Genomic DNA, 25,212 nt, shown 5'->3' with positions numbered 1-25,212 from the left:
ATCATGGCTGCATTCGTTGGGGTATTGACCGGACGGCGGCGGACGGTCCGTTTACGCAGGTCAGGTGGCCCGCCCGCCGGTCGGTGCACTCCGGCTATCCGGCCGCTTCCGTCTGGACGTAGCCGGCCAGCACGCTTTCGATGCGGTCGACCAGCCGGAAGTCGAGTTCGGTGATGCGCTGCCCGGCGCTGTAGGTGGTGAGGCTGAAGGTCAGCTCTCCCCAGTGCAGTTCGACGTCGGGGTGGTGCTCCAGTTCCTTCGCGGACTCGGCCACCGCTCCGAGAGCTGTGATCGCGGCGTAGTACTCCACGGGGAACGTCTTGTGGATCTCTTCGCGATCGGTGGCCTTCACCCATCCGTCCAGCGCGGCGAGACGTCGGGTGACCTCGTCGGCCGGTAGCGGGTCGCGCAGTCCCATGCTCGTGTCCCTTCCTACAGCGTCGCCAGCAGAGCTTTGACCTGCCGTCCGGGCTCATGGTCATGCCACGGTGTGAGGTGGCGCCACACCCCGTGGAGTTCCTGCCGAAGCCGCGCCGAACTCGTCTCCCGAGCGACGGTGACGGCATGCGTCACAGCGTCCGCGGCGGCGTCCGGATTCCCGGCCTGAGCGTGCGCGGTGGCCTGCCGGGCCCGGTACACACCCTTGTCACGGCGGGCCGTGGTGGGCAGAGCCGAGATGACCTGCTCCCACAGGGGCAGGGCTTCGCGACCGAGGCCGAGGCGGTTGTAGCAGGTGGCCCGCTGGACCTCGATGTAGCCGGGGGTACGTCGGCAGGCGTTGAACCACGGGTAGTCGTCATCGACGCGCGAGAGCAGCGCGGCGGCCTTGTCCAGGGCGTAGTCAGCTCCGCGCCGGTCACCGATAAGGGCGTAGCCGTGGGCGGTCTGCTGCATCGCCTGCACCCGGACCTTCGCGCAGAGACTGTCCTCATCCGCCAGCGCGGCACTGGTCAGGTCGAGTGCGCCCGGTCCGTCCTGCTGGTCGGTGCAGATCATCGCCTTGTTGGTCAGCGTGTGCCGCACGAGTTGGGTGTCTCCCACGCGGTGGGCGAGTTCGAGCGCCTGGTTCGCCCACTGCGACGCGGTCGCCAGGTCTCCGGCGTCCTGGTACAGCCAGGTCGTCAGACCCGCGTAGGCGACGCTGGTACGCAGCAAAGCCTGCCGTTCGGGCCCCCGTGCGACCCGCAAGAACTGCCGGATCAGCTCCTGCTGCACGAGCACCGACGGGATCACGGTGTGCGGGCCGAGTGCGGCGTCGGCACGGTAGTAGCCGTCAAGCTGGGCGGCCAGGTGCTCGATGGCCTCGGGCGCGACCTGCTGATACGACGCCAGGGGCATGACCTTGCCCCCGACCAGGAATCCCGCGCCGCTTCCGGCGAGGAAGGTGCGCCGGTCGATGGCCACGATGACCACCTCCCCTACATCGGCGATAACCCGGTACTGATCAACCGGCGGACTCGTGCCGCCCGCACCCGCCGGTCCGGCGACGCCGGGAAACTCCGGCGCGGCCGATGGTCTGGCGTCGGTGCCGGTCTGGGACGGCTTGCCGGTGCGTCGTGATGGGAGTTTGAACCACAGCAGGTCTTCCGGGATGCGCAGAGCCTCGGCCCATCGGATGAGCTTCGTGAGATCGGTGATCGGATCGCCCGATTCGATTCTGCTGAGCCGCGTCTGCGTGATGCCCATCCATCCGGCGACCGTCTCCTGTGACAGGGCAACCGGGTGGTGGGGATGGTTGCGGTAGGCCGTGATCACTCGGCCCAGGTGGCGTTCATCGAGGGCGTCCCGGAGTTGCTCGGACGCGTCCCAGAATCCGGCCGGTACCTGCGGTGCGCCAGTGCCGAGGTTGCGCGCCTGACGCTGACAGGGTCCGCATGATCCCCGGTCGTTATCGCGAGCAAGGCGGGTTCCGCACCGACAGTAGCGAGAATCGCCGTCGTGGTCGCTCATCGCAAGGGCGCCCCTTCATGACCTCCCGGGTCCGGATCTTGCCTGCGTAGTCTATCCACCACGGTCGGTCGCCTATGCGCCCGGCGCATGCCGGTCATGCGTGCCCGTTCTAGTGATCACGAGCTGTTGATCCCACGCTTGCCTCAGGCCCCGGGGCCGGGTCGAGAAGGCCGCACACCAGCATGCGGCGGTGCGCTCCTCGGCCTCGGGTGCCGCTCCACGCGATACCCCGGGCGAAAGAAAGGGCAGGCAGTGGAACAGATAAGCGGTGGCCGTTCGGGCGCACCTAAGCTCGGCGCCGATCTCCCGCTGAGGCTTTTGAACTTGCAGGGTGACGTCGCCGTGACCGCGGTGGAGGAGCTGGAAGGCAGGCTCATCGGTTACCGAGACCGCCTTCCCGTCGAACCCCTCGAATACGCCGCGCTGATGGAGCGAGCCGAAAACGCCACGGAGGAAGTCAGGTGGATCAAGGACCAGCTAGCAAAGATCACCGGCCGAGAGGAAGGACGTTCGGCGAAGCCGTAGCCCAACGCATCCGACCCTACGCCGTCCTGAACGGTTACGGAGTCCAGGTCGCTATCTTCGCCACCTGGAACGAAGCCCACATCTGGGCACACGAGAAACTGCAAGACCCAAACGTTATTCTTCCCCTGGAAGTGGAAGACCGAACCCAGCGGATCACGCGGCGCATCACCCGCGAGACCTGCGAACTAATTGCGTGGACGATTTTCACGAAGGTCGGCGGCTGCGAGCCGATGATCCGAGAGTCCGGTGTCGATGAAGCGCTATCCGAAAAGTCGCCGAATTAAGACTAATGTACAAAATTGAGGCGCGGCATAGAATTATTTTGCGACATCAAAGCCTCGCGCGCATCAGGTTCGGGGCGTGTAGATGAAATGCAACTGCACTTGAGGAAGTGCAGTCACGTCGGTGAATGCGCCGCCGCTCATACTAGCTGATCCCTGCTTTTCTTGCGGCACAGCGACATTTTTATGCGCGGCTCGATGTTCATGTTTCGGCACTGCCTAGCCCAGGCGTCAATCTTTTGTTTCAGGATGATCGACTTTGAAGCCGACAGGGATTCGGGTACTTTGACTAGATCGAACCCGAGCCAGAGGGTGTAAGCTTTGAGATTTATATCAAGTTCAACCGTATTGGCGTTGTTCCGCAGGATTTCGAGCACATTCATTGCCTGGTCGACGACGTAGCCAAGCTTCTGAGATTTCCCGAACTTCACGGCGTACGCTGTTGTATCGCGATAGAGGTCCCAGGCCTCTACTAGAGTCCCTTTTCCTACCTTAATTTTCGAGAAATCCTTGTCCGCCGACGTGTAGCCGTGCCTCTCTGTCGCGGCGGCGTTAAGATCCTCTTCCTCGCCGACGATCACGAGAAGGTCCGGCTCAACCTCTTCGATAAGGATCCGGTCGACCTGCGCATTGAGTTGGTTGAGATAATCTTCGTTGAATCGGAGCCATTTCCCTTGAGCGAGAGTGACATTTGCGCCATCGACCACAAAGTCGAGCGACGCTTTAAGGCTCCGCGAGTAGGATTTCTGGCCCTCCCGGTCGACCTTTACCCTAATGTCGAGAACTTTATCCGAGGGTACCCCTTGAACTCGAATATATTGCCGGAGCGAGTTCATGTCGAGTTCGTCGACGGCAACCTTTCTGTGCCCCCGGGCATAGAGTGAGAAGTCTTCATTCCCACTGAACACGAAATCGACGCCGACAATCTCATGGCTTGCTCCACTGAACTCCGCTTGTTCCGGCTCGCGGCCAAGGATGGAAGCACGGAGTCGCGCATCGTATTTCTGGATCTCGTTCTCATCGGTTATGTAAGTTGTTCGTGGGAGTGTGAAGCGGGACGCCTCTCGAAGGGTTGACACGATCCTGTCTAGGAGTACTCCTAGGTCTTCTTTTCCGATGGAAGGATTAATGAGTATCGAAGAACCAAATTTTCCGTATTTTCCGAAGCTCTCCTCTAGCTCATCCGCCAGTGTGGCATGGAGATAGTCGATTGACTCGCCGCTTTCGATCTCAAGTGCACTGTTGCTGATGTAGGCGTTTATCTCCTTTCGCCTACGACCGGCGAACCTTTTTGAGGACTTCTGTCTAATCCAGTCTGGATCTGCTACACGCTTCGCCATCTCAATGCCGAAATCATGATCGCAAAATGGTCGCACATAGAAATGACTTTTTCCGTACGTGATTACGAAGCAGTGTAGTCCTTTCTCCAGCACATAGGCCGCATAGTACGTTCGATTTAGCGGATCTACACCTTCAGGGAAGAACTCTGCGTATATCTCGACCCATGGCATCGCCTCTTCGTTTCCCGAAAAATAGAAAGAGGATGACCAGCCCGAAAGACTTCCACTGTGAATTACCTGAAGCCCGACATCCTCAAATTTCTCTTTCATGTCGGGAACACTTCTAGGCGGAATCAAAAATATGTTGACTTTCAATTTTCCCCCCGGCAGATCCAGTCAACTCCACGCACAGTGTGCCCAGTGAGCTACTTGCCGTCAATATGGCGCATCGGACGCTTCGACCGACTGTGCGCGATCCGCTGCGCCCCGCTCTTCGCGCGAACTACGACGCAAGGGTCCGCTGGCGGACTCATCTCGGCGCGTTCGACCGCGCTGTAGCCTTCGCAACACGCTCGCCGGAAGATCGTCTCGGTGGTGGGTGGAGTCTGACGGCGGAGCCTGCCACTCGGACGGCGTTCTACAGTTGGTCGGCTCGCAGGGAATTCCTCGAATCGGGCGTGCATAGAGGTTCCCGAACGCGTTGGCGGACGCTGCTGGGGGCACCTGCTCTGTACAGGGGGCCCTGCTAGGTCTAGCAGGTGGGGATGCTAGGTCTAGCAGGTGGTCTAGCGGTTGATTGGAGCCGTGAACTGGGCTCTAGTGGTCTAGCAGCTGTCTGGCGCACTGCCCCAGAGATGTGAAAAGGGGCGCCCGGGGGCGCCCCTTCCTGCCTGCTAGACGATCTACGTGGTCGGGTGGGCGATGTCGTTGAGGTGGCGTCCGTACAGGCGGTAGATCCGGGCGTCGAGGATGGAGCGGAAGTCGGCCTCGGCCAGCGTCGGGGGGTCGGTGGTGGTGTCGACGGTGGGTGTCCAGCCGACGGGGCCGTCGGTGTCGGGGTGGGCCGGGCGCCGGGCGGGTGTGGGGATAGGGCCGAAGGTCAGGATGACGGTCGGGTCGGTGGGTTCTGCGGGTCGGTGGTCGAGGTAGACGACGCGGGGCAGGGTTGCGGTGACGTCGATGAGGTCGTGGAGGTCGGCGCCGGGGGTGAGGGTGAGTTCGTAGAGTCCCCGGTCGGTGCGGCGGACGGACACGAAGCGCTGCCCGTCGAACGGGTTGCGCCAGGGGCCGTGGTCGGGGGGCTGAATACTGGGCACAGGGTCACGTCTCCTGTCAGTGGCAGGGGTGTGGTCCAGGTCCGGGGACGGTGTGCCAGCACTGACCTCGGACCGCTGCGTGGACCTCTTGGGGTAGGGCAACCCCAATAGTAGGTGGCTGTTTGGGGTTGGGCTATACCATCGCGCCCGTGACCGACGAATCGCTGTGGACGACCGGCGACATCGCCAAGGAGCTTGGGGTCACGACAGAGCGGGCGCGTCAGCTCTCGCACCGGCCGGACTTCCCGGTCCCGGTGCAGACCGTCCGGCACTTCCGGCTGTGGCGCCCGTCGGACGTTCAGGAGTGGATCGCCCGCCGTCGGCCTGCCCCTGACGACGGCACGTGAACTGTGGCCTGAGATCCGACCGTCGGTCGTCGCCCGACAGCCCCTCCTGCTCCCGGAGAGCTGGCGGACAGTGACGAATGAGGCTGCGTTGGGCGCGGGTCGCTGGTGCTTGCCGCAAGCGGCACGGCTGCTTACGTAAGCACCCCTGTAAAGCGGGTGAAACTGGCTTTGAGCTGGGTGTTTTCGTGTAAGCGGCCAGGTCGGCGGAATCGCGAGAACCGGGGAAAACCAGCATTGAGACCTCTCCCCGCGTCCGACTGCAAACCGTCTGGCGATCGGACGTCCGCCGCGCGGTCGATCACCGAAGGTAGCCGGCGGGGTGGCCGTACGGTGCATCTGGGGACGGTCTCGGCGCGTTCGCGGGCCGTGGCCCCCGTGGATGTCCTTACCGGTCGCGCATGGCGCCACGGTCATCACGTGATGATCGGTGCAGGTTGCGGCGGACCGGTTCTCGGCCGCGGTGCGCCCGGCGACGGTGCGCGGTTTGTTGGTCGGCTGGTGCCGAAGCCCCGGGGTGCGCGTCGTGGTCACTTCGGCCGGTGCGCACGACCATTCCGACTACGAATCGTAATGGTCGGCGCGTCGTCGGGAGCACGAGTTGTTAGCGGCAGGGGTGCTAACTGTTAGCACCACCGTTAGCGGGCCATAGTGCTTCTGAGCTGGGACTTAGCGTGTTAGCGGGTGCCTCGTCGGATCCGCGAAAAGCCGCCGAAACGCGTATCTGACCCCTCCTCGTGCCGGGACGCGTGCGGCAGGCCGGTCCGACCCTCCCGCTTGCGATAGTTGCTTAGAGTGATTGATTGTCAAGGTTGTCGATGGGCGCGACCATCGGCCGGGCGGGCCGCCGGTGGTAGCGGTAGCGGCAATGCCGCCCGGCGCACCCCCATCTACGGCCGATCGCGGCCGGTCGGCGGTGCCGGCCGCTACCCGCTACCTTCGCCGATGTCCGCAGGTCAGACCCGGTCTGACCGGTAGCGCCACGGGTAGCGCCACCGCTACCCGTGGCGGCCAGCGCGCTACCTCACTCGTCAAGCGTCGCCGCATCTGGTCTTGCGTCTGTGGTGGTGGCCTTACGTCATCCGGTCTGGCCTGGGGTGGCCCCTCAAGTGTCCGTTCCAACTGATCGCGGCGACCCGGGCCTGGCGTCGGGGGCGGCGCACGGCGTCGGCGGGATGGGCGTAGACGATGGCGCTATGCCCGATGATGAGTCACGACCAGTCTGGCCGACCAATGCGGCCGGAGAGACCTACGGCTCGGCAGTGCCGGCCGTGAAGCTCGGCCTGCCTCAAAGCGACTGGCCGGACCTGATCTCGGCTGGGCTCAGGGACGGGAAGCGCGGCTACATCAGGCGGACCGAAATGGAAGCTGCGCGCGGTACCGATCTGCCGCCCGCTGAACGGGCCGAATGGAACAGGAAAGCCGAAGCACGGCGTGCGGCCGGAGAGCGAACCCTGATCCCGGTCTACGAGCAGGACGGCGTGACCGTCATCGGCACCTTCGTCATGGGCTCCGCCCCAACCGCCGAACCTGCCCGGCCAGCGTCGCCAGGGCGGCCTGGGCGTGTGCGGCGCGTCGCCGATCCAGCCAGCGACGCTCCAGTCGCGTGGTTCCTCGGCGCAGAGCCAGACCGGATGACTGGGCCCCATCCCGACACCGACACCACGAACGACTGAACCCGGCTCACAGCGCCCTGCAGGCCAGTTCAACCATCGCCTGACACTCACCGGGCCGCGCCGCACGGCGCACCGATTGGCCCCGGGTCCGCCGGTGGCCGGACTCCGCGCCCGGAAATGGGATTAATTCAAGGTCGCCATTCGTTGTAATAAGTGGGAGATGCTGTCGGTCAGGGTTGATCGGCGTTCTCCGGTTCTGGACCCGCCCGCCCGGCAGCACCTGCCCGGCGGGCGGTGGCGTGTCTGCCCCGTTTCGCCGTTCTGGAGGCCACCACGGTCGCGTCGCCCGACCTCGCCTGCACACGCACGACACGACGGACCCGTACCCGGAAACGCAACAGCCGCGCCGTCACCGGCGCGGCTGCAACGACGACCACGATCCCCACCCAGCGGACACCCGACCCGGCGCCCACCCCCGGCACGGACGACGCCCGGGAACGATGGCTCACCGAGACACTCGCCCGTGCACCGGACTTACCCGCGCCGGTACGGGCCCGGATCGCGCGCATCCTGCACGACCCGCCCGCCGACGACTAATCCAGATCGGCGGCGTCGGTCTCGTGCTGCCGCCAGTGCACCGTCACCCGGTTGGGGTCGAACGGCTTACGCCCCGACCGGGTCGGTGCGACCACGATCCGGTCGACCAGCAGCGTGAGAATCGACCGGCGCCGCATCAGGTCACCCGACTCCCACGCGGCGATCGCGTCCGGGCCGGGCAGGACGACCCGCCGCAGGGCCTCCTGCTCGGCCTGCCGGCGCAGGTCGTTGCGTTCGGTCTCCGCGGCGCGGTGCGCGCTGCCGTACGCCTCGTCTGACAGCTCACCGCGCGCCCACATTCCGGCTAGCCGGTCCATCCGCGACGCCAGCTCCGCGAGCTTCGCCGCGCTGGTCGACGGACCCTCCTCGGCCGTGTACTCGGCGTACTCCCGCAACCGGCGTCCGATCAGGTCGGTCAGCAGGTCTTCGACCGGCCGTGCCGGTACGTGAACCTTCGTCGCGCACGAGTCGCCGATCACCGAGCACCGGAACGCATCCGGCCGCCGGCTGCTGACGGAGCTACGCATCCGGGTGCCGCAGGTCGCGCAGACCATGAACCCGGCGAGGAGCTGCTTCACCTCGTTGCCGGGCACGATCCGGCGGGCCGCCCGCTCCTCGATGGTGGCCTTCAACGCCTGCCACTCCTCCACCGGCAGGATCGGCTCCCAATCGCCCGGGGCCACGATGTTGTCGTAGCCCTTGAAGCTGCGCAGCCCGGCGATGCCCGGCCGGACGAGCATCCGTCCCAGCACCGGGCCGTCCCACCACTTCCGACCTTGCGCGGTCGGCACGCCGCGCCGGTTGAGGTCCATCGCGACCGCGTGCACCGACTCGCCGCGCATCACCCGCCGGGCCACTTCCCGCAGGATCTCGGCTTCCTCCGGCTGGATCAGCCAGGTCACCACGATCTCATCGCCGATGATCTCGCGCTTGCGCTGATAGCCGTACGGCCGCTTCCCGCCCGGGAACCGGCCCTGGTCCGCCATCCGGACGTGCGCGCGGGTCACCCGCGCGGAGATCTTCTCCGACTCGTTGGTGTCCTTCACCCCATCCGAGTCGAACTGGCCCCGGCCGACCTCACTGGCGAAGTCGTAGACCGTCCCGTCGGTCGTGTAGACCTTGCCGTGCACCGACTCCATCAGGTCGATGAACTCCGCCCGCTGCAGACGCTGCCGGACGAGACGGCTGCCCCGGACACAGCCCACAGCCGTCCACCTGCCCGCCCGGACGTCCCGGATCAGCCGGTTGTACTCCGGGCGCTCAGCGTCCTTGTTGAACGCGGAGATGTCGTTGTCCTCGTAGACCTCCCCCAACACCAGGCCGGGGGTCCGCTCGATGAGGTCGATGACGTCGGAGGTCTGGTCACTGACCCCGTGCCGCTTGCCGTACCGGTCATAGGAGATCCGGACGTAGACCGCGACCGGGACGTAACCGGACATGTGCGGAGTGTACGACGCTGTGGGCCCGTAGATGGCAGGCATGATCGTGCGCATAGCCAGGCGCACGTCGCGGCCGCGATCCGGCCGGCCCACTGGCAGATCGCGGTCTCCAGCTCCGCGATCGGGACGGCCTCGGGATCCACCAGGAAGGCAGCATCGCCGGCAGCGGCATCGGCAGCGGCAGCGGCAGCGGCGGTATCGGCGGTGGGGGTGTCGTCAGGAGGAACAGCAGCAATTTTGATCATGAGGGTCACCGGGCCAGGGGTGTCGTCGGTCCATCGGTCCCGCGCATCGTCACACCGACCACCGACAGTTCTCACGACCCAGGCGCAACCCAACCCCGCCTCCAGCGCTGACGGTGGTGGCAGCAGGTCCGACCGCGACCACCCACGACGGGCACGGGGCGGTTCAGCGGAACTGCCCAGACCCACGCACTGTGGCTGGTCAGAAGCGGTACCGGCCACGGTTGAGATCTCACTGCGCGAAGGAGATACCGCCGTTGAGTGGATAGGTCTGGCCCGTGATCCAGGAGGCCTGCGGGCTCGCGAGGAACACCGCGAGCGCGGCGACGTCCTCGGGCAGGCCGGGGCGCCGGATGGCGTAGCGGGCCATCAGCTTCCTGGCCGTCGGGTTGTCGGGGTCGGACCAGGTCTGTTCGGTCACCGGCGTGCGCATGGTGCCCAGCGAGATGTTGTTGACGGTGATGCCGTGGCGGCCGTTCTCCAGCGCGAGTGCTCGTGTGAGGCCGGCGGCACCTGCCTTCGCCGTGGCGTAGGCGGCCATGTTCGCCTCGCCGGTGCGGCCGGAGTCCGAGATGATCGTGATCACGCGGCCGAAGCCTCTGGTGATCATCGCTGGCAGTGCGGCCCGGCAGCAGTGCAGGACTCCGTAGAGGTTCACCCGCAGGAACGGCTCCCACTGCGCGGGCTCGGTGTCGACGAACCTCGCCAGGCCGGACCAGCCCTCCGCCCCCGCGTTCCCGGCGTTGTTCACCAGGACGTCCACTCCGCCGAGCGCCTCGATGGCGGTGGTGACCGCCGCGTAGTCGGTGACGTCGAACGGGCTCCCGAGCGCGCTGCCACCGGCTGCCGCGATCTCGTCGACGACCTCGGCCACGCGCTCGGGCCGAAGGTCGTTCACGACGACCTCGGCGCCCGCGGCGGCGAAGCCGAGGGCGATTCCCCGGCCCACGCCCTGGCCCGCGCCGGTGACGAGTGCCCGGCGGCCGGTGAGATCAAGCTCCATCGTCATGGGATGATGTTTCCCCAGTTGCTCAGGCCGGTGCCGTGCGGCGCACGTTGCGGCTGACGGGATGGCCGATGTCGCGCGGGCCGAGCAGGCCGGGCCGGGCGGCGCACACCGCCGGGATGGCGTTCACGAGCGGCATGGCCGTGCTCTTCCCGGCCATGACGAGCCCGCCGCGCATGAGGCTGCCGCTCGGGTCGCCCGCGGCGCCTGCGTCGGACCCGTGCGGACGGCTCGACACCTGGTGCTCGAGGGTGAACGACGGGCGGCCTTCGACCTCGATCCGGAACGCGAACACCTCCGGGCCGAAGGGAGCCTTCCACTGCGGGCCGGCGCCCATGCCGACCCGGTCGACGTGCTCGACGACCGCGACGGGACGTCCGCCGTTGAGCGCCTGCAGCTCGAAGCGGATGACGGAGGCGGTGCCGGCCCGGACGACACCGAAGCCGGTCGTCACGTCGTGGTCGAGCGAGTCGGACTCGTAGACGATGTTCCAGTCCTCGATCTCGACGCCCATCGCGTCGCAGAGCTCCTTCAGGGTCGGCTCCCACATCTGGCGCAGGAAGCCACCTTTGACGAGGATCGGCTCGAAGCCGGAGGGCTGGCCGAACCCGAAGTACTCCCGGCAGACGTACTCCGCCGTGTAACCGCCCCAGTAGCCGAGCTCGCAGACTCGGATGCACTCGACCTCGTCGGCCATCCGTAAGGCGGCGAGGGCCAGGTCGGTGGTCGCCCAGCCCGGGTCCGAGCCGGAGAAGTAGGCGCTGCTGTTCCCGCGGGCGCAGGCGTCGTGGACGTGGGCGAACCGCGCCGGCACGTCGGCCGGGTATCCCCAGGCGAAGATCGAGGCGGTGACGGCGTTGACGCCCGCTTCGAGGAAGCGGCACACGTCGTTCGCCGCGTCGACCTCACGCCCGATGCTGTCGCTCTGGTACGACAGGCAGTCCGGCGCCAGGTCGAGGAGCTCGTCCCAGTCGTTGGTGGCGATGACGCCGGTCGCGGGGCGCCTGACGAACTCGCCGGCATCCTTGCCGATCTTCTCCGGGGACTGGACGAACATGCCCACCAACTCGAGGTCCGGGTGGTTGAGAATGCCGTCCAGCGTTGCTCGGCCGATCAGTCCCGTGCCGCTGTGAACCACCCGAAGCGTCACCATGCCTCCTCCGTCGAACTCCAGGAGCGAGAGCCTAGTAAATATTTAGATGTTTTGTAAGTCCCCTGTGTTACTCGCCTTTCCAGGTGGGTGGGCGGCGTTCGAAGAAGGCCGCCAGGCCCTCGGTGAGGTCGGCCGTCTTCAGTAGCTCCGCGTGGGTGGCGTCGCTGTACTCCCAGCTTGCGGTCTCGTCGGGCGCGACCTCCCGGTGGGCGGTGCCGAGTGCGGCGCGGACGGCCAGCGGCGCGTTCGCGACGATCCGCTCGGCGAGGGCGAGCGCGCCGTCCAGGGCGGCGCCGGGCTCGGTGAGGTGGTTGACGAAACCGAGCCGTTCGGCGCGTTCGGCGGTGAGGTTGTCGCCGGTGGCGAGCATCTCGTTGGCGATGTTGCGGGGCAGAACCCGGGTGACGCGGAAGGCGCCGCCGAAGTCGGGCATCAGCCCGCGCTTGACCTCGGGGAGCCCGAACTGGGCGGTGCGGGCGGCGACGACCATGTCGCAGCACAGCACGAGCTCGACCCCGCCGCCCAGCGCCAGCCCCTCGACCGCGGCGATCATCGGCTTGACCCGCCGGCGGTGGATGATCCCGACGAGGCCGCCGCGTTCGGTGGGCTCACCCGGGCCGGTGGCGAGATCCGCACCCGCGGAGAACATCCGGGGGCCGCCGGTGAGAATGCCGACCCACAGGTCGGGGTCGTCCTCCAGCTCGTTCATGGCCTGGTCGATACCGGCGGTGACCTCGGCGTTGAGCGCGTTGCGCTTGTGCTCCCGGTCGATCCGGATGATCAGAACCCGGCCGTGCCTGCTGGTCACGACACTCACTGCGCCACCGCCTTCAGAGCTGGTGTCATCGAATATTCGAAATCCAACCTTCGGATCGTCGAAAACCTACGATGGTCGCGGGTGGGGGTCAAGCCCGGCAGGAGGTCAGATGGCGGGTTCCGGTGCGGGCGCGGGCGGTGTGGGCGTGGCGGTGCGGGAGCGGCGGGCGCCGGAGGCCGACGGGGATGACGAGCGCTTCGACGCCGGCTTCGAGGCGGAGGCCGGGGGCGTGGCCGCCGAGGTGTCCTCATCCGTGGCGTTGTTGTCCTCCACCGCTGTCCAGGCCGTGTCGAGCCGGCCTGAGCGGGGCGCGTCGACGACCTGGCCGTAGCCCGCGTATTCGTCGAGGACGGCCGCCATCTCGTCTCGGCACTCGTCGCACAGGTCGAGCCGGACGAGCTTGCCGTCGTAGGCCAGTGCCACCGACCTCTTCGCGGCGGCCTTGTCCGTGGGGTGCCGGCCGGTGTTGTCGCACCAGATGTTGATGATCGAGATCACTTCCCGCACCATCGGTGTTCCTCCCGTTTTCTCTGCCTGCCCGCGGCGGGCGTTGCCGCGGCGCGCGGGGAGGCCTGCTGACCGCCTCGTTCACGGCGAGCAGTGATCATGACGGGCCGAACAATACTCCCCGGCTGCGACAAGTCGGGACGTCGCACGAAGGCGGCGACGAGAGCGGGAGACGGCAGGCGCCGAACGGCTGGCGCCGAACGTCGGGCACCGAACGGCCGGCACCGAACGTCGGGCGAGGTCCGGTGGTCAGGTGCCGGTGCCCAGGCCGTTGAGAACGAGATCGGTCAGCTCGCGGTAGGCGTCCGCGTGGTTGAGGCCGGTCGCCGCCGCGATGTCGCCGCGCTGGATCGCCGTCATCACCTGGGTGACGGCCGCGCCGACGAACGCCGCGTGGGCCGGGCGCAGGACCCCGGCGGCCACACCTTCGTCCACGAGCTCGCGTACCCGGCGGGCGGCGTGGACGGTGTTCTCCTGGTAGACCGCGTCGGCGGGCGCGAAGGCGGTGAGGTCGGCGTAGAAGGCCTCCGACGCCGGTTTCAGCTCGGCGCTCACGCCGAGCAGGTAGCCGCGCAGCCTTCGCACCGGATCGTCGGAGGCGGCGACGAGCGTCTCGATGCGTTCCGCCGCGGTGCGGAAGTAGTGCCGGACGGTGGCGACGACGATCTGCTCCTTGCTGCCCGCCACCAGATAGAGCGTGGTTTTGGAACAGTGGAGGCGTTCGGCGAGCATCGCGAGGCTGAAGACCGAGAACCCCTCGCGCAGGAACAGTGTCGTCAGCTCCGCGAGCAGTTCCTGCCGGCGGAGGTCGGTGCGCGTGGGCGGCTGTGCCCGCATCCGATCCGCCATCGTCGCAGCGTACCAGGTGTCGGGTACCAGAACGGGTACCGTGGTACTGTCGGGAGTATCGGGCGGTGCCGCGGAACCGCCCGGTGCCGAGGCGTCCCCGTCGGGTGGCCGCTGCCAGGTAGATCGACCGAGTAGCCCTGAGGTGACCATGCCCAATCGTCCGGTCGTGCCCACCGCCGAGGCCGCGGAACTGATCCGTCTCGCCCGCGACCTGGCCGAGCGTGAGCTCGCCCCCCGCGTGGTCGACGCCGAGCGGGACGCCAGCTTCCCCCGGGACCTGTTCCGCCTGCTCGGCGCCGCCGGGCTGCTCAGCCTGCCCTACGCCGAGAAGTACGGCGGCGGTGGTCAGCCGTACGAGGTCTACCTGCAGGCGCTCGAGGAGATCGGCGCCGTCTGGGCGAGCGTCGGGGTCGGCGTGTCGGTGCACGCGCTGTCGTGCTTCCCGCTCGCCCACTTCGGCAGCGAGGAGCAGCGCGAGCGGTGGCTGCCGGAGATGCTCGGCGGCGACCTGCTCGGCGCCTACTGCCTGTCCGAGCCGCACGCCGGCAGCGACCCGGCCGCGATGCGTACCCGTGCCGTCCGTGACGGCGACGACTACGTGATCAACGGCGCCAAGGCCTGGACGACCCACGGCGGCGACGCCGACTTCTACACCGTCATGGCGCGCACCAGCGACGAGCGGCGGGGGATCAGCTGCTTCCTCGTGCCGGCGGGCACGCCGGGCCTGTCCGCCGACCCGCCCGAGCACAAGATGGGCCTGACCGGCTCGAACACGGCCACGATGCGGTTCGACGCGGTGCGGGTGCCCGTCGAGCGCCGGATCGGCGCGGAGGGTGAGGGCCTGTCGATCGCGCTCGCCGGCCTGGACTCGGGTCGCCTGGGCATCGCCGCGGTGGCGACCGGGCTGGCCCAGGGCGCGCTCGACCACGCGGTGGCCTACGCGAAGGAACGGGAGGCCTTCGGCAAGGCGATCATCGACCATCAGGGCCTCGCCTTCCTGCTCGCCGACATGGCCGCGGCCGTCGGCTCCGCGCGGGCGACCACGCTGGCCGCCGCGCGGCTGCGTGACCTGGGCCTGCCGTTCGCCACCGAGGCGAGCATCGCCAAGCTGGTCGCGACGGACAACGCGATGAAGGTGACCACCGACGCGGTCCAGGTCCTCGGCGGCTACGGCTACACCCGCGACTTCCCGGTCGAGCGCTACATGCGGGAAGCCAAGGTGATGCAGATCTTCGAGGGAACGAACCAGATCCAGCGCATGGTGGTCGGCCGCGCGCTCGCGGCCGGTCGCCCCGCCACCGTCCACATCGCCGAACGCACACCCGGAGCCGCGCAATGAAGCTCACCGACACCGCCGCCATCGTCACCGGCGGCGCTTCCGGTCTGGGGGCGGCCACCGCCGCCGCTCTCGCCGAGAAGGGCGCGACCGTCTTCGCGCTCGACCTGCCGTCGTCCATCGAGAAGGCTCCGTCGGTCACCGGCGTCCAGTACCTGGGTGCCGACGTGACGGACCCGGCGCAGGTCACCGCGGCGGTGGAGGCGGCGGCAGGGGAGGGCCCGCCGCTGCGCACGGTGGTCAACTGCGCCGGGATCGGCCCCTCGCAGCGTATCCTCAGCAAGGGCAAGTCGCACGACATCGACCTGTTCGCCAAGATCATCCAGATCAACCTCGTCGGCACGTTCGCGGTGCTCTCCACGGCCGCGCGAGTGATCGCCACCACCGAGCCGGACGAGAACGGCCAGCGCGGGGTCGTGGTCAACACGGCTTCCATCGCGGCGTTCGAGGGCCAGATCGGGCAGGCCGCCTACGCCTCCTCGAAGGCGGGCGTGGTCGGGCTCACCATCGCGGCCGCGCGTGATCTCGCCCAGTACGGAATCCGGGTCTGCACCATCGCTCCGGGAATCGTGGAGACTCCGATGCTGGCCACGGTCTCGGACGAGTTCCGCGCCGGTCTCGCGGCGTCGGTGCCGTTCCCGAAGCGGCTCGCCCAGCCACATGAATACGCGAGGCTGGCGCTGTCGATCATCGACCAGGACTACCTCAACGGCGAGGTGATCCGCATGGACGGCGCACTGAGAATGGCTCCCCGCTGAGGCCGGAGGAGCTCATCGCCCGCTGGCGGACGAGGCCGGGCCGGTGTCAGGCCGAATCGGTGCCGTCCGCCAGTAGGCCGCCGTGGAGAAGCAGCAGGTACTGGTCCGCGACGACGTCGTGCCGGAGCCGGCCGCGCGGCCGGTACCACTGGACGGAGGTCCAGACCGCGTCCCTGATGAAACGGTAGGTCAGCTGCGGGTCGAGGCCGGTACGGAAATCACCGACCTGCTGGCCGGCGACTATGACGTCGACCCACATCTTCTCGATCTCCAGGCTGATCTGGCTCACGAAACGGAACTCCGGCACGCCGGCGAGCGCGCCGGACTCCTTCTGGTACAGCGCCACCGCGTGCGGCTGCTGATGGATGGTGGCGAAGCTCCCGCGCACCAGCTCGTCGAGCCTGGCCCGTGGTGGACGGTCCTGGGTGACGACCTCGGCGAAGCGGGTGCGCAGGCTCTCCATGAAGTCACGTAGGATTTCCGCCAGCATCGCCTCCTTGGAGTCGAAGTGGTGGTAAAGGCTGCCGGAGAGGATTCCGGCCTCGTCGCCGATATCGCGCACCGTCGTCTGCGGGAAGCCCCGGGTCGCGAAGAGCTGTGCCGCTATCGCCAGGATCTCCGCGCGCCGGGCGGTCCCGGTGCCCTCGGAGGCCGTGCGACGCCTGGTCCGCGGCTCCGGCCGGGTCGCACTCACGAAGCCGATCCGTCCCTTCTGGTTCGGCTGGCGGAAAAGGTCAGTGCTCCGAGACCAGCGTGGTGGCGTTGGCCGAGAGGCGTTCGACGGCCTGACCGACCACCAGGTCGATCAGCTCCTGGCAGCTGGGCAGATCGTCGATCAGGCCCACGACCTGACCGGAGGCCAGCATGCCAGCGCCGAGGTCGCCCTCGACGAGACCGGCGCGCAGCAGCATCGGCGTGTTGGCCGCGAGGACCAGCTGCGCCCATGAACGATCGCCGGCACGCTTCATCCGCCAGCCGTCGCGGACCAGCCCACCCCAGGACTGCCCGCTCAGGCGTCGGAACTGCCGGGTGCGGCGCAGCGTCGCCCAGAGCCGCCGTGGCGCCCCGGTGTCCTCGATGGACCGGATGAAGTCCGTGCGCAGCAGCCGGTGCGGCATACCGTCGGCGCGGGTGGTGACGACGGTTCCGTCGAGGCCGTAGGTGAGGTAGTGGCGTTTGATCGGTTCGGGTACGGCGCTGTCGCTGGTGAGTAGGAAGCGGGTGCCCATCCCGATGCCGCAGGCGCCGTAGGAGAGCGCGGCGGCCAGACCGCGGCCGTCGAAGTAGCCGCCGGCCGCGACGACGGGGATGTCGACCGCGTCCAGCACGGTCGGCAGGAGCAGCGTGGTCGGGACCGGCCCGGTGTGCCCGCCGCCCTCGCCGCCCTGGACCATCACCAGATCGGCGCCCCACGCGGCCACCTTCTTCGCGTGCCGCGCGGCGCCCACCGACGGCATGACCACGACGCCGTTCTCCCTGAGCCGGGTGATGAGCTCCGGCCTGGGCGCCAGCGCGAAGGACGCGACCCGCACTCCGTGACGGATGAGGAGGTCGACACGTTCGGTGGCGTCACCGGCATCGGCCCGGAGGTTGACGCCGAACGGCGCGTCGGTGCGTTCCCGGACCTTGCGGATGGCCTGGTCGAGCTCGTCCAGGGTCATCGTCGCCGAAGCGAGGATGCCGAGCGCGCCGGCGCGGGCGACCGCGCTGACCAGACGTGGCCCGGCGACCCAGCCCATGCCGGTCTGCACGACGGGATGCCGTACGCCGGTGAGGTCCGTCAGGGCGGTGCGCAGGCGCTGGACGGTCATGCGCGCGGCTTCCGGGCGTTGTCGACGAACTCGTCGCGGTGCTCGTCGGCGACGCCGGCGAGGTTCAGCTCGAAGGTGAAGCCCTGCTCGAAGCGGTAGCTGCGGTTGACGTCGACCGGGTCGATGCCGTTGAGGGCCTCCTTGGCGGCCCGGATCACCCGGGGGTCCTTGGCGGCGATCTCGCGGGCGACGGTGAGTGCGGCGTCGTCGAGCTTCCCGCGGGGGACCACCTCCAGCACCGAGCCGTGCTGGACCAGGTCGGCGGCCCTGATGGTGCGGCTGGTGAAGTACAGGGTGCGCATCAGATGCTGGGGCACCAGCCGGGCGAGATGGGTGGCCGCGCCGAGAGCGCCGCGGTCGACCTCGGGCACGCCGAAGTAGGCGTCGTCGCTGGCGACGACGGTGTCGCTGTTGCCGACCAGCCCGACGCCGCCGCCGAGGCAGAACCCGTGGACGGCCGCGATCACCGGGACGGGGCATTCGTAGACGGCCTTGAAGGCCGCGTGGCAGCCGCGGTTGGCGCCGATGAGGGCGTCGAAGCCGGCGGTCCGCTGCATCTGCTTGATGTCGACACCCGCGTTGAAACCGCGGCCCTCCGCGCGCAGCACGACGACGCGGGCGTGGTGTGTCTCGGCGGCGGCCCGGACGGCCTCGGCGACGTCGTACCAGCCCTGGACCGGCAGAGCGTTGACGGGCGGGAAGTTCATGGTGACGACGGCGATCGTGCCGTCCAGCAGGTTGGTCGTGATGCCCATGAGCGTCTTCCTAACCTAGCGATTGCTTGGTAGCGTAGCAGTGCCAGCCGCGGTGGGAAGGCCTGCGCGGCAAGGGCGGAGCCCGTGAGAACACCCGACGACGGCGGACGGGAGCGGCGCTGGTATGAGGGGCATTCAACGGTGAGCGGCATTCTCCGTGGCCGGGTCGCGATCGTGACGGGCGCCGGGCGGGGGCTCGGTCGCGAGCACGCGCTGGAGCTGGCCCGTCAGGGCGCGGCGGTCGTGGTGAACGACCTCGGCACCTCTGGCTCGGGTGAGGGAGCGTCGGCGGGCCCGGCCGAGGAGGTGGCGAACGCGATCAGGCTCGCCGGGGGTATCGCGGTCGCCAACGGTGCCGACGTGGCCGACTTCGCGGCGGCGCAGACCCTGGTGCAGCAGGCGATCGACACCTTCGGGAGCCTGGACATCCTGGTCAACAACGCCGGCTTCGTGCGGGACCGGATGCTGGTGAACACCACCGAGGCGGAGTGGGAGGCGGTGCTGCGGGTCCACCTCACCGGGCATTTCGCGCCGTTGCGCCAGGCTGCGGCGTACTGGCGGGCCCAGGCCAAGGCGGGGCGGCTGCGGGCGGCCAGGGTGATCAACACCTCGTCCGGCGCGGGCCTGCAGGGCAGTGTCGGTCAGGGCACCTACTCCACGGCCAAGGCCGGGATCGCCGCGCTCACCCTGGTCGCCGCCGAGGAACTGCGTCCGTACGGAGTGACGGTGAACGCCATCGCGCCGTCGGCGCGCACGCGGATGACCGAGGGGCCGTTCGCGCAGCGGATGGCCCCGCCCGCCGAAGGCTTCGACGCCATGCACCCGGGCAACGTCTCCCCGGTGGTGGCCTGGCTCGCCAGCGTCGACGCCGCGGATGTCACCGGGCGGCTGATCGAGATCGAGGGCGGCCGGATCTGCGTCGAGGAGGGCTGGCGGCACGGGCCGGCGAAGGACCTGGGCGCGCGGTGGGACGCGGCCGCGGTCGGGGGCACGCTGCGCAGCCTGCTGGCGCAGGCCACGCGCCCCGAGCCGGTCTACGGGGCCCGCGGATGACCGCTGGTGACTGGCGCGGGCGGTCCCTCGGGGAGCGGACGGTCGGGTGGGTCGACCGGGACGTCATCCTGTTCGCGCTGGCCGTCGGTGCCCGCGCCGACCAGCTTGATCTCGTCTTCGAGGAGCGGCTGCGGGTGCTGCCGCCGTTCGCGCTGACGCTGGCCCAGTGGGCACCGGACCAGCTCGGTGCGGCGGGCGCGTTCGAGGTCGGCACGACGCTGCACGGCGCCCAGCGGCTGGAGGTGCTGGCGCCGTTGCCGACGGAGGGAGAGCTGACCATGGCGGCGCGGGTCGGTGACGTGTGGGACAAGGGCGGCGCCGCGGTCTTCGAGGTCGTGGTGGAAAGCGGGTACTTCGTCGCCACCTGGTCCCTGTTCGCGCCCGGGGCGGGCGGTTTCGGGGGCGCGCGCGGCCCAGGCCGGCCCCCGGCGCCGGCCGTTGACCCGGAGTGGGCGTGTGACCTCACCGTCGCCGCCAACGCCGCGGCGCTCTACCGACTGCTGGGGGACCGGCATCACATCCATATCGACCCGGCCGCCGCGGCGGCGATCGGCCAGGACCGGCCGATCCTGCACGGGCTGGCCACTCTCGCCGCGTCGACACTCGTCGTCGCCGCGCGGACCGGGGCACATCCGGCGGATCTCACGCTGCTGGAGGGGCGCTTCGCCGGGCCGGTCATCCCGGGCGAGACGCTGGCGCTGCGTGGTTGGACCGATGGCGGCTTCGACGTCCGGTCACAGCGGGGCCCCGCGCTCGACGCCGGCCGAGCGCTGTTCGGCTGACGGCGCCACGGGTACCCGCGGCGCCGCGGAAGCCTTCCGCGGTTCCGCGGAACCGCGGAACCGTCCGGGTGCCACCGGAGAACCGTCCATGCGGGAGTGCGGAATGCGAGGGGGAAAGGCTCCATGAAGTTCGACGTCATCCTGCCGGGCACAAGCCATCTCCCGGACATGTATCCCTGGGCCCGGCACCTCTCCCCACGGGAGATCCGTCAGATGCTGACAGTGCTGGACACTCTCGGATTCGCGAGCGTGTCGGTCTCCGAGCATCTCGGCATGCCGGACGCCGAGGTCGGGCGACTCGGGCCCTACTGGCAGGACGCGCTGACCGTGCTGGCGTTCATCGCCGCCGCGACCGAGCGGATCCGCCTCGACACGGCCGTACTCGTCCTGCCCTATCACCATCCGCTGCGGCTGGCCAAGGCGTTGGCGACCATCGACGTCCTTTCCGGCGGACGGCTCGGCGTGTCGGTCGGGGTCGGCCATGCGGAGGCGGAGTTCACCGCGTTGGGTGTCCCGTTCGCCGAACGGGGTGCCATTGCGGACGAGATCCTCGCGGCGCTCGACGCGCTCTGGACCAGCGATCCGCCCCACCATCAGGGAAAGCGTTTCGCGATCGAGGGGCTCGCGATCGAGCCGAGGCCGACCCAGAAACCGCGCCCGCCGATCCGCGTCGGGGGGAATTCCCTGCCGGCGCTGCGCCGGGCGGCCCGGTACGACGGCTGGCAGCCCAATCCGGTCGGCTTCGAGGCCACCGGGATTCCGCCGCTGCTCGACTACATCCGGGCCCAGCCCGACTTCGCGGGCAAGGAGCAGACCTTCGACGTCAACTGGCTCAAACCGCCGGCCGGCGTCGAACCGGCCGGTGGGTTCACCGCCGCCGGCCCCGGCGAGCGCCGGGCCTACCGCGAGCGGCTCCTCGAGGCGTACACGGAACAGTATCCGGCGCTGGGAATCACGCGAACCTCCGTCGAGCAGCCGCGCGGTGTCGACTCCCTGGCGGAGTACCTCGATTTCCTCCGGTGGTTCGCGGCGGAGATCATTCCCGCCGTGCCGGGGCGCGGCGCTGAGTGAGATCGATTCCGTCAGGCGCAGCGGAGGGAGAACAGCACGGTGTCCTTCACCATCGACATGTCCGGGAAGGTCGTCCTGGTCACCGGCGGCAGTCGCGGAGTCGGCGACGGGATCGTCGAGACGTTCCTGCGAGCCGGTGCGGAGCTGGAGATCTGCGGTCGCCGGGCCCCCGGCTCGCTGCGTGAGGTCGACGGGCGCCGGCCGCACTTCAGCCCGGTCGACGTCCGGGACGCCGCGGCGGTCCAGGCCTGGGTGGCCGAAATCGCCGAGCGCCGCGGGCGCCTCGACATCGCGGTCAACAACGCGGGGGGCTCCCCGTACGCGCCGCTGGCGACATCGTCGGCACAGCTGTACGGCAAGATCGCGCAGTTGAACTTCATGGCGGCGGTGCATGTCGCGCATGCGGTGCATCCGCTGCTGGCCTACGCGGGGGAGGGAGTGCTGCTCAACATCACCTCGATCTCGGCGCGCCGGCCGAGCCCGGGCACCGCCGTCTACGGCGCGGCGAAGGCGGCACTGGAGAGCCTGACCGGCAGCCTGGCGGTCGAGTGGGCGCCGCGGATCCGGGTGAACGCGGTGCGCTGCGGCATCGTCGCGACGCCGGGCTCGATGGACCACTACGGTGACGCCGAGCAGGTCGCCAAGGTCGCGGCCACGATTCCGCGCGGGGTCTTCGCGACCCCCGCCGAGGTCGGCGCGGCCTGCCTGCTGCTCGCCTCGCCGCTGGCGAGCCATGTCACCGGCGCCGTCCTCAACGTCGACGGCGGCGGCGAATGGCCGGCGTTCCTGCAGCACACCCCGAACGGCTGAAAACCCCGAACGGCTGAACACCCCGAACGGCTGAACACCCCGAACGGCTGAACACCCCGAACGGCTGACGCAGCCCGCCCGAGAGCGGTCCTCAGCCGGGGACCTCGCGGTCGCGGGCCGTGGTCGGGTCGATGACGGTGCGGATGAGCTCCAGCTCGTGGTCGTCGGGCAGCCGGGTGGTGACCGCCGCGGAGGCGTCGAGCTCGAAGCCGGTGTTCGCCGCGACCTCGTCCGCGCCCACCCCGGGATGCAGGGAGCGGACCCTCATCCGGCCCTGGTCGTCGTAGTCGAACACGCCGAGGTTCGAGATCACCACACCGAGGTTGTGGAACCGCAGCGAGGTGCTGGAATGTGCCCGCGCGCGGTCGTTGCCGACGCCGGAGACGACGTCCACGGCCGGGACGAAGACGCGGGCGGTGTGCCTGGCGACCCAGTAGTCGGTGCGGTGGTTCACGGTGTTGCCGGGCGCGCCGCGGACCCCGATCAGCGCCCGTTCCGGTCGCCGCCAGTCGCCGATCGCGGAGATGTTCTGGTTGCCGTACTGGTCGACCTGGCTGGCGCCCATCATGCTGTGGCGGCGCCCGGAGCTCAGGATGTCGAAGATCCGCCGGAAGGGCACCCAGCCCTCGATGGTCCCGCCCGAGGCGGCGGTCCGGCCGAGCGGTGGCGGGTCGCTCATCAGGAAGGCCTCGCCGTCGGAGAGGACCAGATCGGGGGAGTGGGTGAGCCGGGCGAGCCGGACGCCGACGGCGGGGATCGTGCCGACCGCGTGAGCCAGCACCTCGCCGGCGCCCCGCCAGGCGTCGGCGCAGGCCACCGCGCAGATCTCGGCCCGGGTGGCGTCCGTCCGGCTGGTCGTCGTCATGGCTTCCCTCCGGAGGCAGCGGCGCTCGCGCGCAGCTTCTCGACGGCCCCCTGGTAGCCGGCGTCGTCCACGGCGAGGAACCGTTCGGTGAACTCCCGCCAGGACTGCTCGTCGCGGGCCGCCCGTGCGTAGGCGGCCTGGAAGGGCTCGTCCCGGGCGTAGTCGGGTTCGCAGCTGGTGAAGTGGGCGCCGCTGGGCGCTTCGACGACGCCGGTCACGAACAGGCGGCTGACCAGAAGTGACTGCACGGGGGCGGCCGCGGTCAGCTCGGCGGTGTCCACGATCCGCTCGACGCTGAGGTAGCAGCGGTCGGCGGCCATCGCGAACAGGTCGTCGAAGTACGGGTCCGGGCCGAGGTACTGCCCGTTGCCGTGGATGTCGCCCCGGTTGAGGTGGATGAGCGAGACGTCGAGGCGGATGCCGGGCACGGCGACGTACACGTCGTCGTCGTAGGGAGACGCGACCGTGCGCAGCTGCGGGTTCATGGCCATGACGTCGCTTTCCAGCCCGGCCCGGGTCGGCAGGAAGGAGAGTCGGCTGGCACCGGCGCGCAGCGCGGCGACGAACATGCCCTCGTCGTACTCGGACGTCGCGACGGAGCCGTTCTCGCGGGCGGCGCGGAAGTGCGGGTCGAGCGGGATGCTGTCGAGGGAGACGAAGCCGTAGACCACCCGCCGCACCCGGCCCGCGGCACACAGCAGGCCGACGTCCGGGCCGCCGAAGGAGACCACGGTCAGGTCCTTGATGTCGGTGCGCAGAAGTTCTCGCACCAGGGCCATCGGCTTGCGCCGGGAGCCCCAGCCGCCGATGCCGATGGTCATCCCCGACTCGATCTGCTGTGAGACGTCTGCCAGGGACATGGTCTTGTCCCGCACCTGACCTCCTCCGTCGGATGTATCGAGCTGTCGGTGTCGTCAGCGGGGGTCGTCCAGGAGCAGCTTCCGGTGTTCGTGGGCCTGGCCGAACAGCTGGCCGGTGGCGTGCGCCCGCTTGAAGTAGAGCTGGGTGTCGTCCTCCCAGGTGATGGCGATACCGCCGTGCAGCTGGATGGACTCGCCGGCGACCGCGGCGAACGCCTCGGAGCACCACGCCTTCGCCAGCGCGGCCCGCAGTGGCAGGTCCGCGGGGTCGTGGGCCGCGGCCCAGGCGGCGGCCCAGGACATCGACCGGGCTGTCTCGACCGCGACGAACATGTCGGCGGCCCGGTGTTTGAGCGCCTGGAAGGAGCCCAGCGGGCGGCCGAACTGGACCCGGTCGCGCAGATGGCCGACGGTCCGGTCGAGTGCGCGCTGGGCACCGCCGACCTGCAGCGCGGTGACCGCGGTCGCCGCGACGGCGTGCAGATGGCGCAGCGCGGGCCCGACTCCGGCGTCCTCGGACGTCAGCGCGACGGCTGGGACCTCGTCGAAGGTGACGGTCGCCAGATCCAGGGTCAGGTCGAGCGCGCGGACACGGGTGCGGGTGACTCCGGGGCTGGTCGGGTCCACCTCGAACAGGTCCAGGCCGTCGGGGCTCTCCGCGACCGTGAGCAGGATCTCGGCGTGCGAGCCGTCCAGGACCAGGGTGGACCGGCCCGAGAGCCGCCATCCGCCGTCCCAGGTACCGGTGCCGCGGCCGGTCGGTGTGGCCCGGACGCCCGCGCCGTCCGTGCGCCAACGGCCGGTGCGGTCGGCCCAGGCGAGTGCCCCGACGGTGCCGTCGGCCAGCGCGGGCAACAGTCGTTCGCGGTGCTCGGGCCCGGCGGCACCGAGCACCGCCTGCGCGGCGAGGACCGCGGAGCCCAGGTAGGGCGAGGGGGTCAGCGTCGCGCCGAGCTGCTCGAGGATCACGTGGCTTTCCAGCAGAGTCGCGCCGGCACCGCCGTACTCCTGCGGGATGGCCAGCGCGGCGCCGCCGATCTGGGTGCACAGGGTCTTCCACAGGATGTCGTCGTAGCCGAGGCCGCTCGCGGCCGCGTCCCGGGTGCCGAGGACGGCCGCCCGACGGTCGACCAGCTGGCGGACCGCGCGGGCGAGCTCCTGCTGTTCGTCGCTGAGAGCGAAGTGCATG

General features: G+C 69.2%; 26 protein-coding genes. 10 read left to right on the top strand and 16 right to left on the bottom strand.

Translation table 11 applies throughout. The features are described from left to right. Window positions 1-94: 94 nt before the first annotated feature. Both AWX74_RS16250 and AWX74_RS16245 read right to left on the bottom strand, forming a co-directional pair. Window positions 95-418, bottom strand: a complete 324-nt coding sequence (locus AWX74_RS16250) for a 4a-hydroxytetrahydrobiopterin dehydratase (protein WP_091277453.1) — start codon at window positions 416-418, stop codon at window positions 95-97. Window positions 419-432: 14 nt separating this feature from the next. Then, window positions 433-1,950 (bottom strand): helix-turn-helix domain-containing protein, encoded by a 1,518-nt coding sequence (locus tag AWX74_RS16245; protein ID WP_091277451.1) that lies wholly within the window; start codon window positions 1,948-1,950, stop codon window positions 433-435. Between the two features lie 252 nt (window positions 1,951-2,202). Here AWX74_RS16245 and AWX74_RS40035 point away from each other — a divergent pair, with 252 nt between their 5' ends. Next, on the top strand, window positions 2,203-2,475 hold the full coding sequence (locus AWX74_RS40035) for a hypothetical protein (RefSeq protein WP_165615657.1): 273 nt from the start codon (window positions 2,203-2,205) through the stop codon (window positions 2,473-2,475). Between the two features lie 421 nt (window positions 2,476-2,896). Here AWX74_RS40035 and AWX74_RS16235 read toward each other — a convergent pair whose 3' ends face one another. Together AWX74_RS16235 and AWX74_RS16230 are read right to left on the bottom strand one after the other, a co-directional pair. Then, the gene (locus tag AWX74_RS16235; protein ID WP_091277448.1) at window positions 2,897-4,366 is read right to left on the bottom strand and encodes a DUF6119 family protein; all 1,470 of its coding nucleotides are present in this window, start codon (window positions 4,364-4,366) and stop codon (window positions 2,897-2,899) included. A gap of 572 nt (window positions 4,367-4,938) precedes the next feature. Further along, a complete protein-coding gene (locus tag AWX74_RS16230) occupies window positions 4,939-5,352 on the bottom strand; it encodes a hypothetical protein (RefSeq protein WP_091277447.1) in 414 nt (137 codons plus the stop codon). Between the two features lie 149 nt (window positions 5,353-5,501). Here AWX74_RS16230 and AWX74_RS16225 point away from each other — a divergent pair, with 149 nt between their 5' ends. The 3 genes from AWX74_RS16225 (at window position 5,502) to AWX74_RS16215 (ending at window position 7,909) form a co-directional block, all read left to right on the top strand. Continuing rightward, window positions 5,502-5,699 carry a helix-turn-helix transcriptional regulator gene (locus AWX74_RS16225; protein ID WP_063793075.1) on the top strand — a complete coding sequence of 66 codons (198 nt, stop codon included), beginning with the start codon at window positions 5,502-5,504 and terminating at the stop codon, window positions 5,697-5,699. Between the two features lie 1,193 nt (window positions 5,700-6,892). Next, on the top strand, window positions 6,893-7,372 hold the full coding sequence (locus AWX74_RS16220) for a hypothetical protein (RefSeq protein WP_193209634.1): 480 nt from the start codon (window positions 6,893-6,895) through the stop codon (window positions 7,370-7,372). A 234-nt stretch (window positions 7,373-7,606) separates the two neighbouring features. Then, a complete protein-coding gene (locus tag AWX74_RS16215) occupies window positions 7,607-7,909 on the top strand; it encodes a hypothetical protein (protein ID WP_091277445.1) in 303 nt (100 codons plus the stop codon). Here the strand turns inward: AWX74_RS16215 and AWX74_RS16210 are convergent. The 6 genes from AWX74_RS16210 to AWX74_RS16185 form a co-directional block, all read right to left on the bottom strand. Then, on the bottom strand, window positions 7,906-9,402 hold the full coding sequence (locus tag AWX74_RS16210) for a recombinase family protein (protein ID WP_091277444.1): 1,497 nt from the start codon (window positions 9,400-9,402) through the stop codon (window positions 7,906-7,908). The genes AWX74_RS16215 and AWX74_RS16210 overlap by 4 nt on opposite strands. 420 nt (window positions 9,403-9,822) lie before the next feature. Beyond that, entirely contained in the window at window positions 9,823-10,599 is a 777-nt protein-coding gene (locus AWX74_RS16205; protein ID WP_091277443.1) for an SDR family NAD(P)-dependent oxidoreductase, read from the bottom strand. Window positions 10,600-10,621: 22 nt separating this feature from the next. Next, on the bottom strand, window positions 10,622-11,749 hold the full coding sequence (locus AWX74_RS16200; RefSeq protein ID WP_226930771.1) for a dihydrodipicolinate reductase: 1,128 nt from the start codon (window positions 11,747-11,749) through the stop codon (window positions 10,622-10,624). A gap of 67 nt (window positions 11,750-11,816) precedes the next feature. After that, on the bottom strand, window positions 11,817-12,566 hold the full coding sequence (locus AWX74_RS16195) for an enoyl-CoA hydratase-related protein (protein ID WP_054569904.1): 750 nt from the start codon (window positions 12,564-12,566) through the stop codon (window positions 11,817-11,819). A gap of 105 nt (window positions 12,567-12,671) precedes the next feature. Beyond that, window positions 12,672-13,076 (bottom strand): hypothetical protein, encoded by a 405-nt coding sequence (locus tag AWX74_RS16190; RefSeq protein ID WP_091277442.1) that lies wholly within the window; start codon window positions 13,074-13,076, stop codon window positions 12,672-12,674. A 246-nt stretch (window positions 13,077-13,322) separates the two neighbouring features. Further along, window positions 13,323-13,910, bottom strand: coding sequence for a TetR/AcrR family transcriptional regulator (locus AWX74_RS16185; RefSeq protein ID WP_165615655.1), 588 nt, complete (start codon window positions 13,908-13,910; stop codon window positions 13,323-13,325). Between the two features lie 160 nt (window positions 13,911-14,070). On the opposite strand from AWX74_RS16185, the gene AWX74_RS16180 reads away from it, so the two are divergent. Together AWX74_RS16180 and AWX74_RS16175 are read left to right on the top strand one after the other, a co-directional pair. Next, window positions 14,071-15,261, top strand: a complete 1,191-nt coding sequence (locus AWX74_RS16180; RefSeq protein ID WP_091277555.1) for an acyl-CoA dehydrogenase family protein — start codon at window positions 14,071-14,073, stop codon at window positions 15,259-15,261. After that, complete coding sequence (locus AWX74_RS16175) at window positions 15,258-16,016, top strand: SDR family NAD(P)-dependent oxidoreductase (RefSeq protein WP_054569900.1); 759 nt, start codon at window positions 15,258-15,260, stop codon at window positions 16,014-16,016. The genes AWX74_RS16180 and AWX74_RS16175 overlap by 4 nt, the downstream gene beginning before the upstream one ends. Before the next feature lie 46 nt (window positions 16,017-16,062). On the opposite strand, the gene AWX74_RS16170 is transcribed toward AWX74_RS16175, so the two are convergent. The 3 genes from AWX74_RS16170 to AWX74_RS16160 are packed head-to-tail and all read right to left on the bottom strand — an operon-like array spanning window position 16,063 to window position 18,582. Then, entirely contained in the window at window positions 16,063-16,710 is a 648-nt protein-coding gene (locus tag AWX74_RS16170; RefSeq protein ID WP_091277440.1) for a TetR/AcrR family transcriptional regulator, read from the bottom strand. Window positions 16,711-16,750: 40 nt separating this feature from the next. Further along, on the bottom strand, window positions 16,751-17,827 hold the full coding sequence (locus tag AWX74_RS16165) for an NAD(P)H-dependent flavin oxidoreductase (protein ID WP_091277439.1): 1,077 nt from the start codon (window positions 17,825-17,827) through the stop codon (window positions 16,751-16,753). Beyond that, window positions 17,824-18,582, bottom strand: a complete 759-nt coding sequence (locus tag AWX74_RS16160; RefSeq protein ID WP_091277438.1) for an enoyl-CoA hydratase family protein — start codon at window positions 18,580-18,582, stop codon at window positions 17,824-17,826. Before AWX74_RS16160 ends, AWX74_RS16165 begins: the two co-directional genes overlap by 4 nt. Before the next feature lie 141 nt (window positions 18,583-18,723). Between AWX74_RS16160 and AWX74_RS16155 the strand changes: the two genes are divergently transcribed. The 4 genes from AWX74_RS16155 (at window position 18,724) to AWX74_RS16140 (ending at window position 22,298) form a co-directional block, all read left to right on the top strand. Then, window positions 18,724-19,635, top strand: a complete 912-nt coding sequence (locus AWX74_RS16155; RefSeq protein WP_091277437.1) for an SDR family oxidoreductase — start codon at window positions 18,724-18,726, stop codon at window positions 19,633-19,635. Continuing rightward, entirely contained in the window at window positions 19,632-20,417 is a 786-nt protein-coding gene (locus tag AWX74_RS16150) for a MaoC/PaaZ C-terminal domain-containing protein (RefSeq protein ID WP_091277436.1), read from the top strand. The genes AWX74_RS16155 and AWX74_RS16150 overlap by 4 nt, the downstream gene beginning before the upstream one ends. Window positions 20,418-20,540: 123 nt before the next feature. Beyond that, entirely contained in the window at window positions 20,541-21,488 is a 948-nt protein-coding gene (locus AWX74_RS16145; RefSeq protein WP_091277435.1) for a TIGR03619 family F420-dependent LLM class oxidoreductase, read from the top strand. Window positions 21,489-21,527: 39 nt separating this feature from the next. Beyond that, window positions 21,528-22,298: an SDR family oxidoreductase gene (locus tag AWX74_RS16140; RefSeq protein ID WP_091277433.1), complete on the top strand. Its 771-nt coding sequence runs from the start codon at window positions 21,528-21,530 to the stop codon at window positions 22,296-22,298. Between the two features lie 91 nt (window positions 22,299-22,389). Here the strand turns inward: AWX74_RS16140 and AWX74_RS16135 are convergent, their stop codons facing one another. From AWX74_RS16135 to AWX74_RS16125, 3 genes are read right to left on the bottom strand one after another with little or no spacing between them, the layout of a single operon-like run. Further along, the gene (locus tag AWX74_RS16135) at window positions 22,390-23,163 is read right to left on the bottom strand and encodes a CoA-transferase subunit beta (protein ID WP_091277429.1); all 774 of its coding nucleotides are present in this window, start codon (window positions 23,161-23,163) and stop codon (window positions 22,390-22,392) included. Then, on the bottom strand, window positions 23,160-24,038 hold the full coding sequence (locus tag AWX74_RS16130) for a CoA transferase subunit A (RefSeq protein ID WP_091277427.1): 879 nt from the start codon (window positions 24,036-24,038) through the stop codon (window positions 23,160-23,162). The genes AWX74_RS16135 and AWX74_RS16130 overlap by 4 nt, the downstream gene beginning before the upstream one ends. A 39-nt stretch (window positions 24,039-24,077) precedes the next feature. After that, window positions 24,078-25,211: an acyl-CoA dehydrogenase family protein gene (locus tag AWX74_RS16125; RefSeq protein WP_091277419.1), complete on the bottom strand. Its 1,134-nt coding sequence runs from the start codon at window positions 25,209-25,211 to the stop codon at window positions 24,078-24,080. Window position 25,212 lies beyond the last annotated feature (1 nt).

The sequence above is a fragment of the Parafrankia irregularis genome (genome assembly GCF_001536285.1).
In the GTDB taxonomy this organism is placed as follows: domain Bacteria; phylum Actinomycetota; class Actinomycetes; order Frankiales; family Frankiaceae; genus Parafrankia; species Parafrankia irregularis.
The sequence above is the reverse complement of the archived record's forward strand: the minus strand, read 5'-3'. Positions and strand labels throughout refer to the sequence as shown.

Excerpts from the sequence above, each read along its gene's own strand:
- AWX74_RS16165 (WP_091277439.1), bottom strand. The coding sequence starts at position 17,827 with ATGACCGTCCAGCGCCTGCGCACCGCCCTGACGGACCTCACCGGCGTA.
- AWX74_RS16220 (WP_193209634.1), top strand. The coding sequence starts at position 6,893 with ATGCCCGATGATGAGTCACGACCAGTCTGGCCGACCAATGCGGCCGGA.
- AWX74_RS16160 (WP_091277438.1), bottom strand. The coding sequence starts at position 18,582 with ATGGGCATCACGACCAACCTGCTGGACGGCACGATCGCCGTCGTCACC.
- AWX74_RS16185 (WP_165615655.1), bottom strand. The coding sequence starts at position 13,910 with ATGCGGGCACAGCCGCCCACGCGCACCGACCTCCGCCGGCAGGAACTG.
- AWX74_RS16135 (WP_091277429.1), bottom strand. The coding sequence starts at position 23,163 with ATGACGACGACCAGCCGGACGGACGCCACCCGGGCCGAGATCTGCGCG.
- AWX74_RS16150 (WP_091277436.1), top strand. The coding sequence starts at position 19,632 with ATGACCGCTGGTGACTGGCGCGGGCGGTCCCTCGGGGAGCGGACGGTC.
- AWX74_RS16210 (WP_091277444.1), bottom strand. The coding sequence starts at position 9,402 with ATGCGCACGATCATGCCTGCCATCTACGGGCCCACAGCGTCGTACACT.
- AWX74_RS16205 (WP_091277443.1), bottom strand. The coding sequence starts at position 10,599 with ATGACGATGGAGCTTGATCTCACCGGCCGCCGGGCACTCGTCACCGGC.
- AWX74_RS16175 (WP_054569900.1), top strand. The coding sequence starts at position 15,258 with ATGAAGCTCACCGACACCGCCGCCATCGTCACCGGCGGCGCTTCCGGT.
- AWX74_RS16180 (WP_091277555.1), top strand. The coding sequence starts at position 14,071 with ATGCCCAATCGTCCGGTCGTGCCCACCGCCGAGGCCGCGGAACTGATC.
- AWX74_RS16190 (WP_091277442.1), bottom strand. The coding sequence starts at position 13,076 with ATGGTGCGGGAAGTGATCTCGATCATCAACATCTGGTGCGACAACACC.
- AWX74_RS16245 (WP_091277451.1), bottom strand. The coding sequence starts at position 1,950 with ATGAGCGACCACGACGGCGATTCTCGCTACTGTCGGTGCGGAACCCGC.
- AWX74_RS16125 (WP_091277419.1), bottom strand. The coding sequence starts at position 25,211 with ATGCACTTCGCTCTCAGCGACGAACAGCAGGAGCTCGCCCGCGCGGTC.
- AWX74_RS16145 (WP_091277435.1), top strand. The coding sequence starts at position 20,541 with ATGAAGTTCGACGTCATCCTGCCGGGCACAAGCCATCTCCCGGACATG.
- AWX74_RS16235 (WP_091277448.1), bottom strand. The coding sequence starts at position 4,366 with ATGAAAGAGAAATTTGAGGATGTCGGGCTTCAGGTAATTCACAGTGGA.
- AWX74_RS16250 (WP_091277453.1), bottom strand. The coding sequence starts at position 418 with ATGGGACTGCGCGACCCGCTACCGGCCGACGAGGTCACCCGACGTCTC.
- AWX74_RS16200 (WP_226930771.1), bottom strand. The coding sequence starts at position 11,749 with ATGGTGACGCTTCGGGTGGTTCACAGCGGCACGGGACTGATCGGCCGA.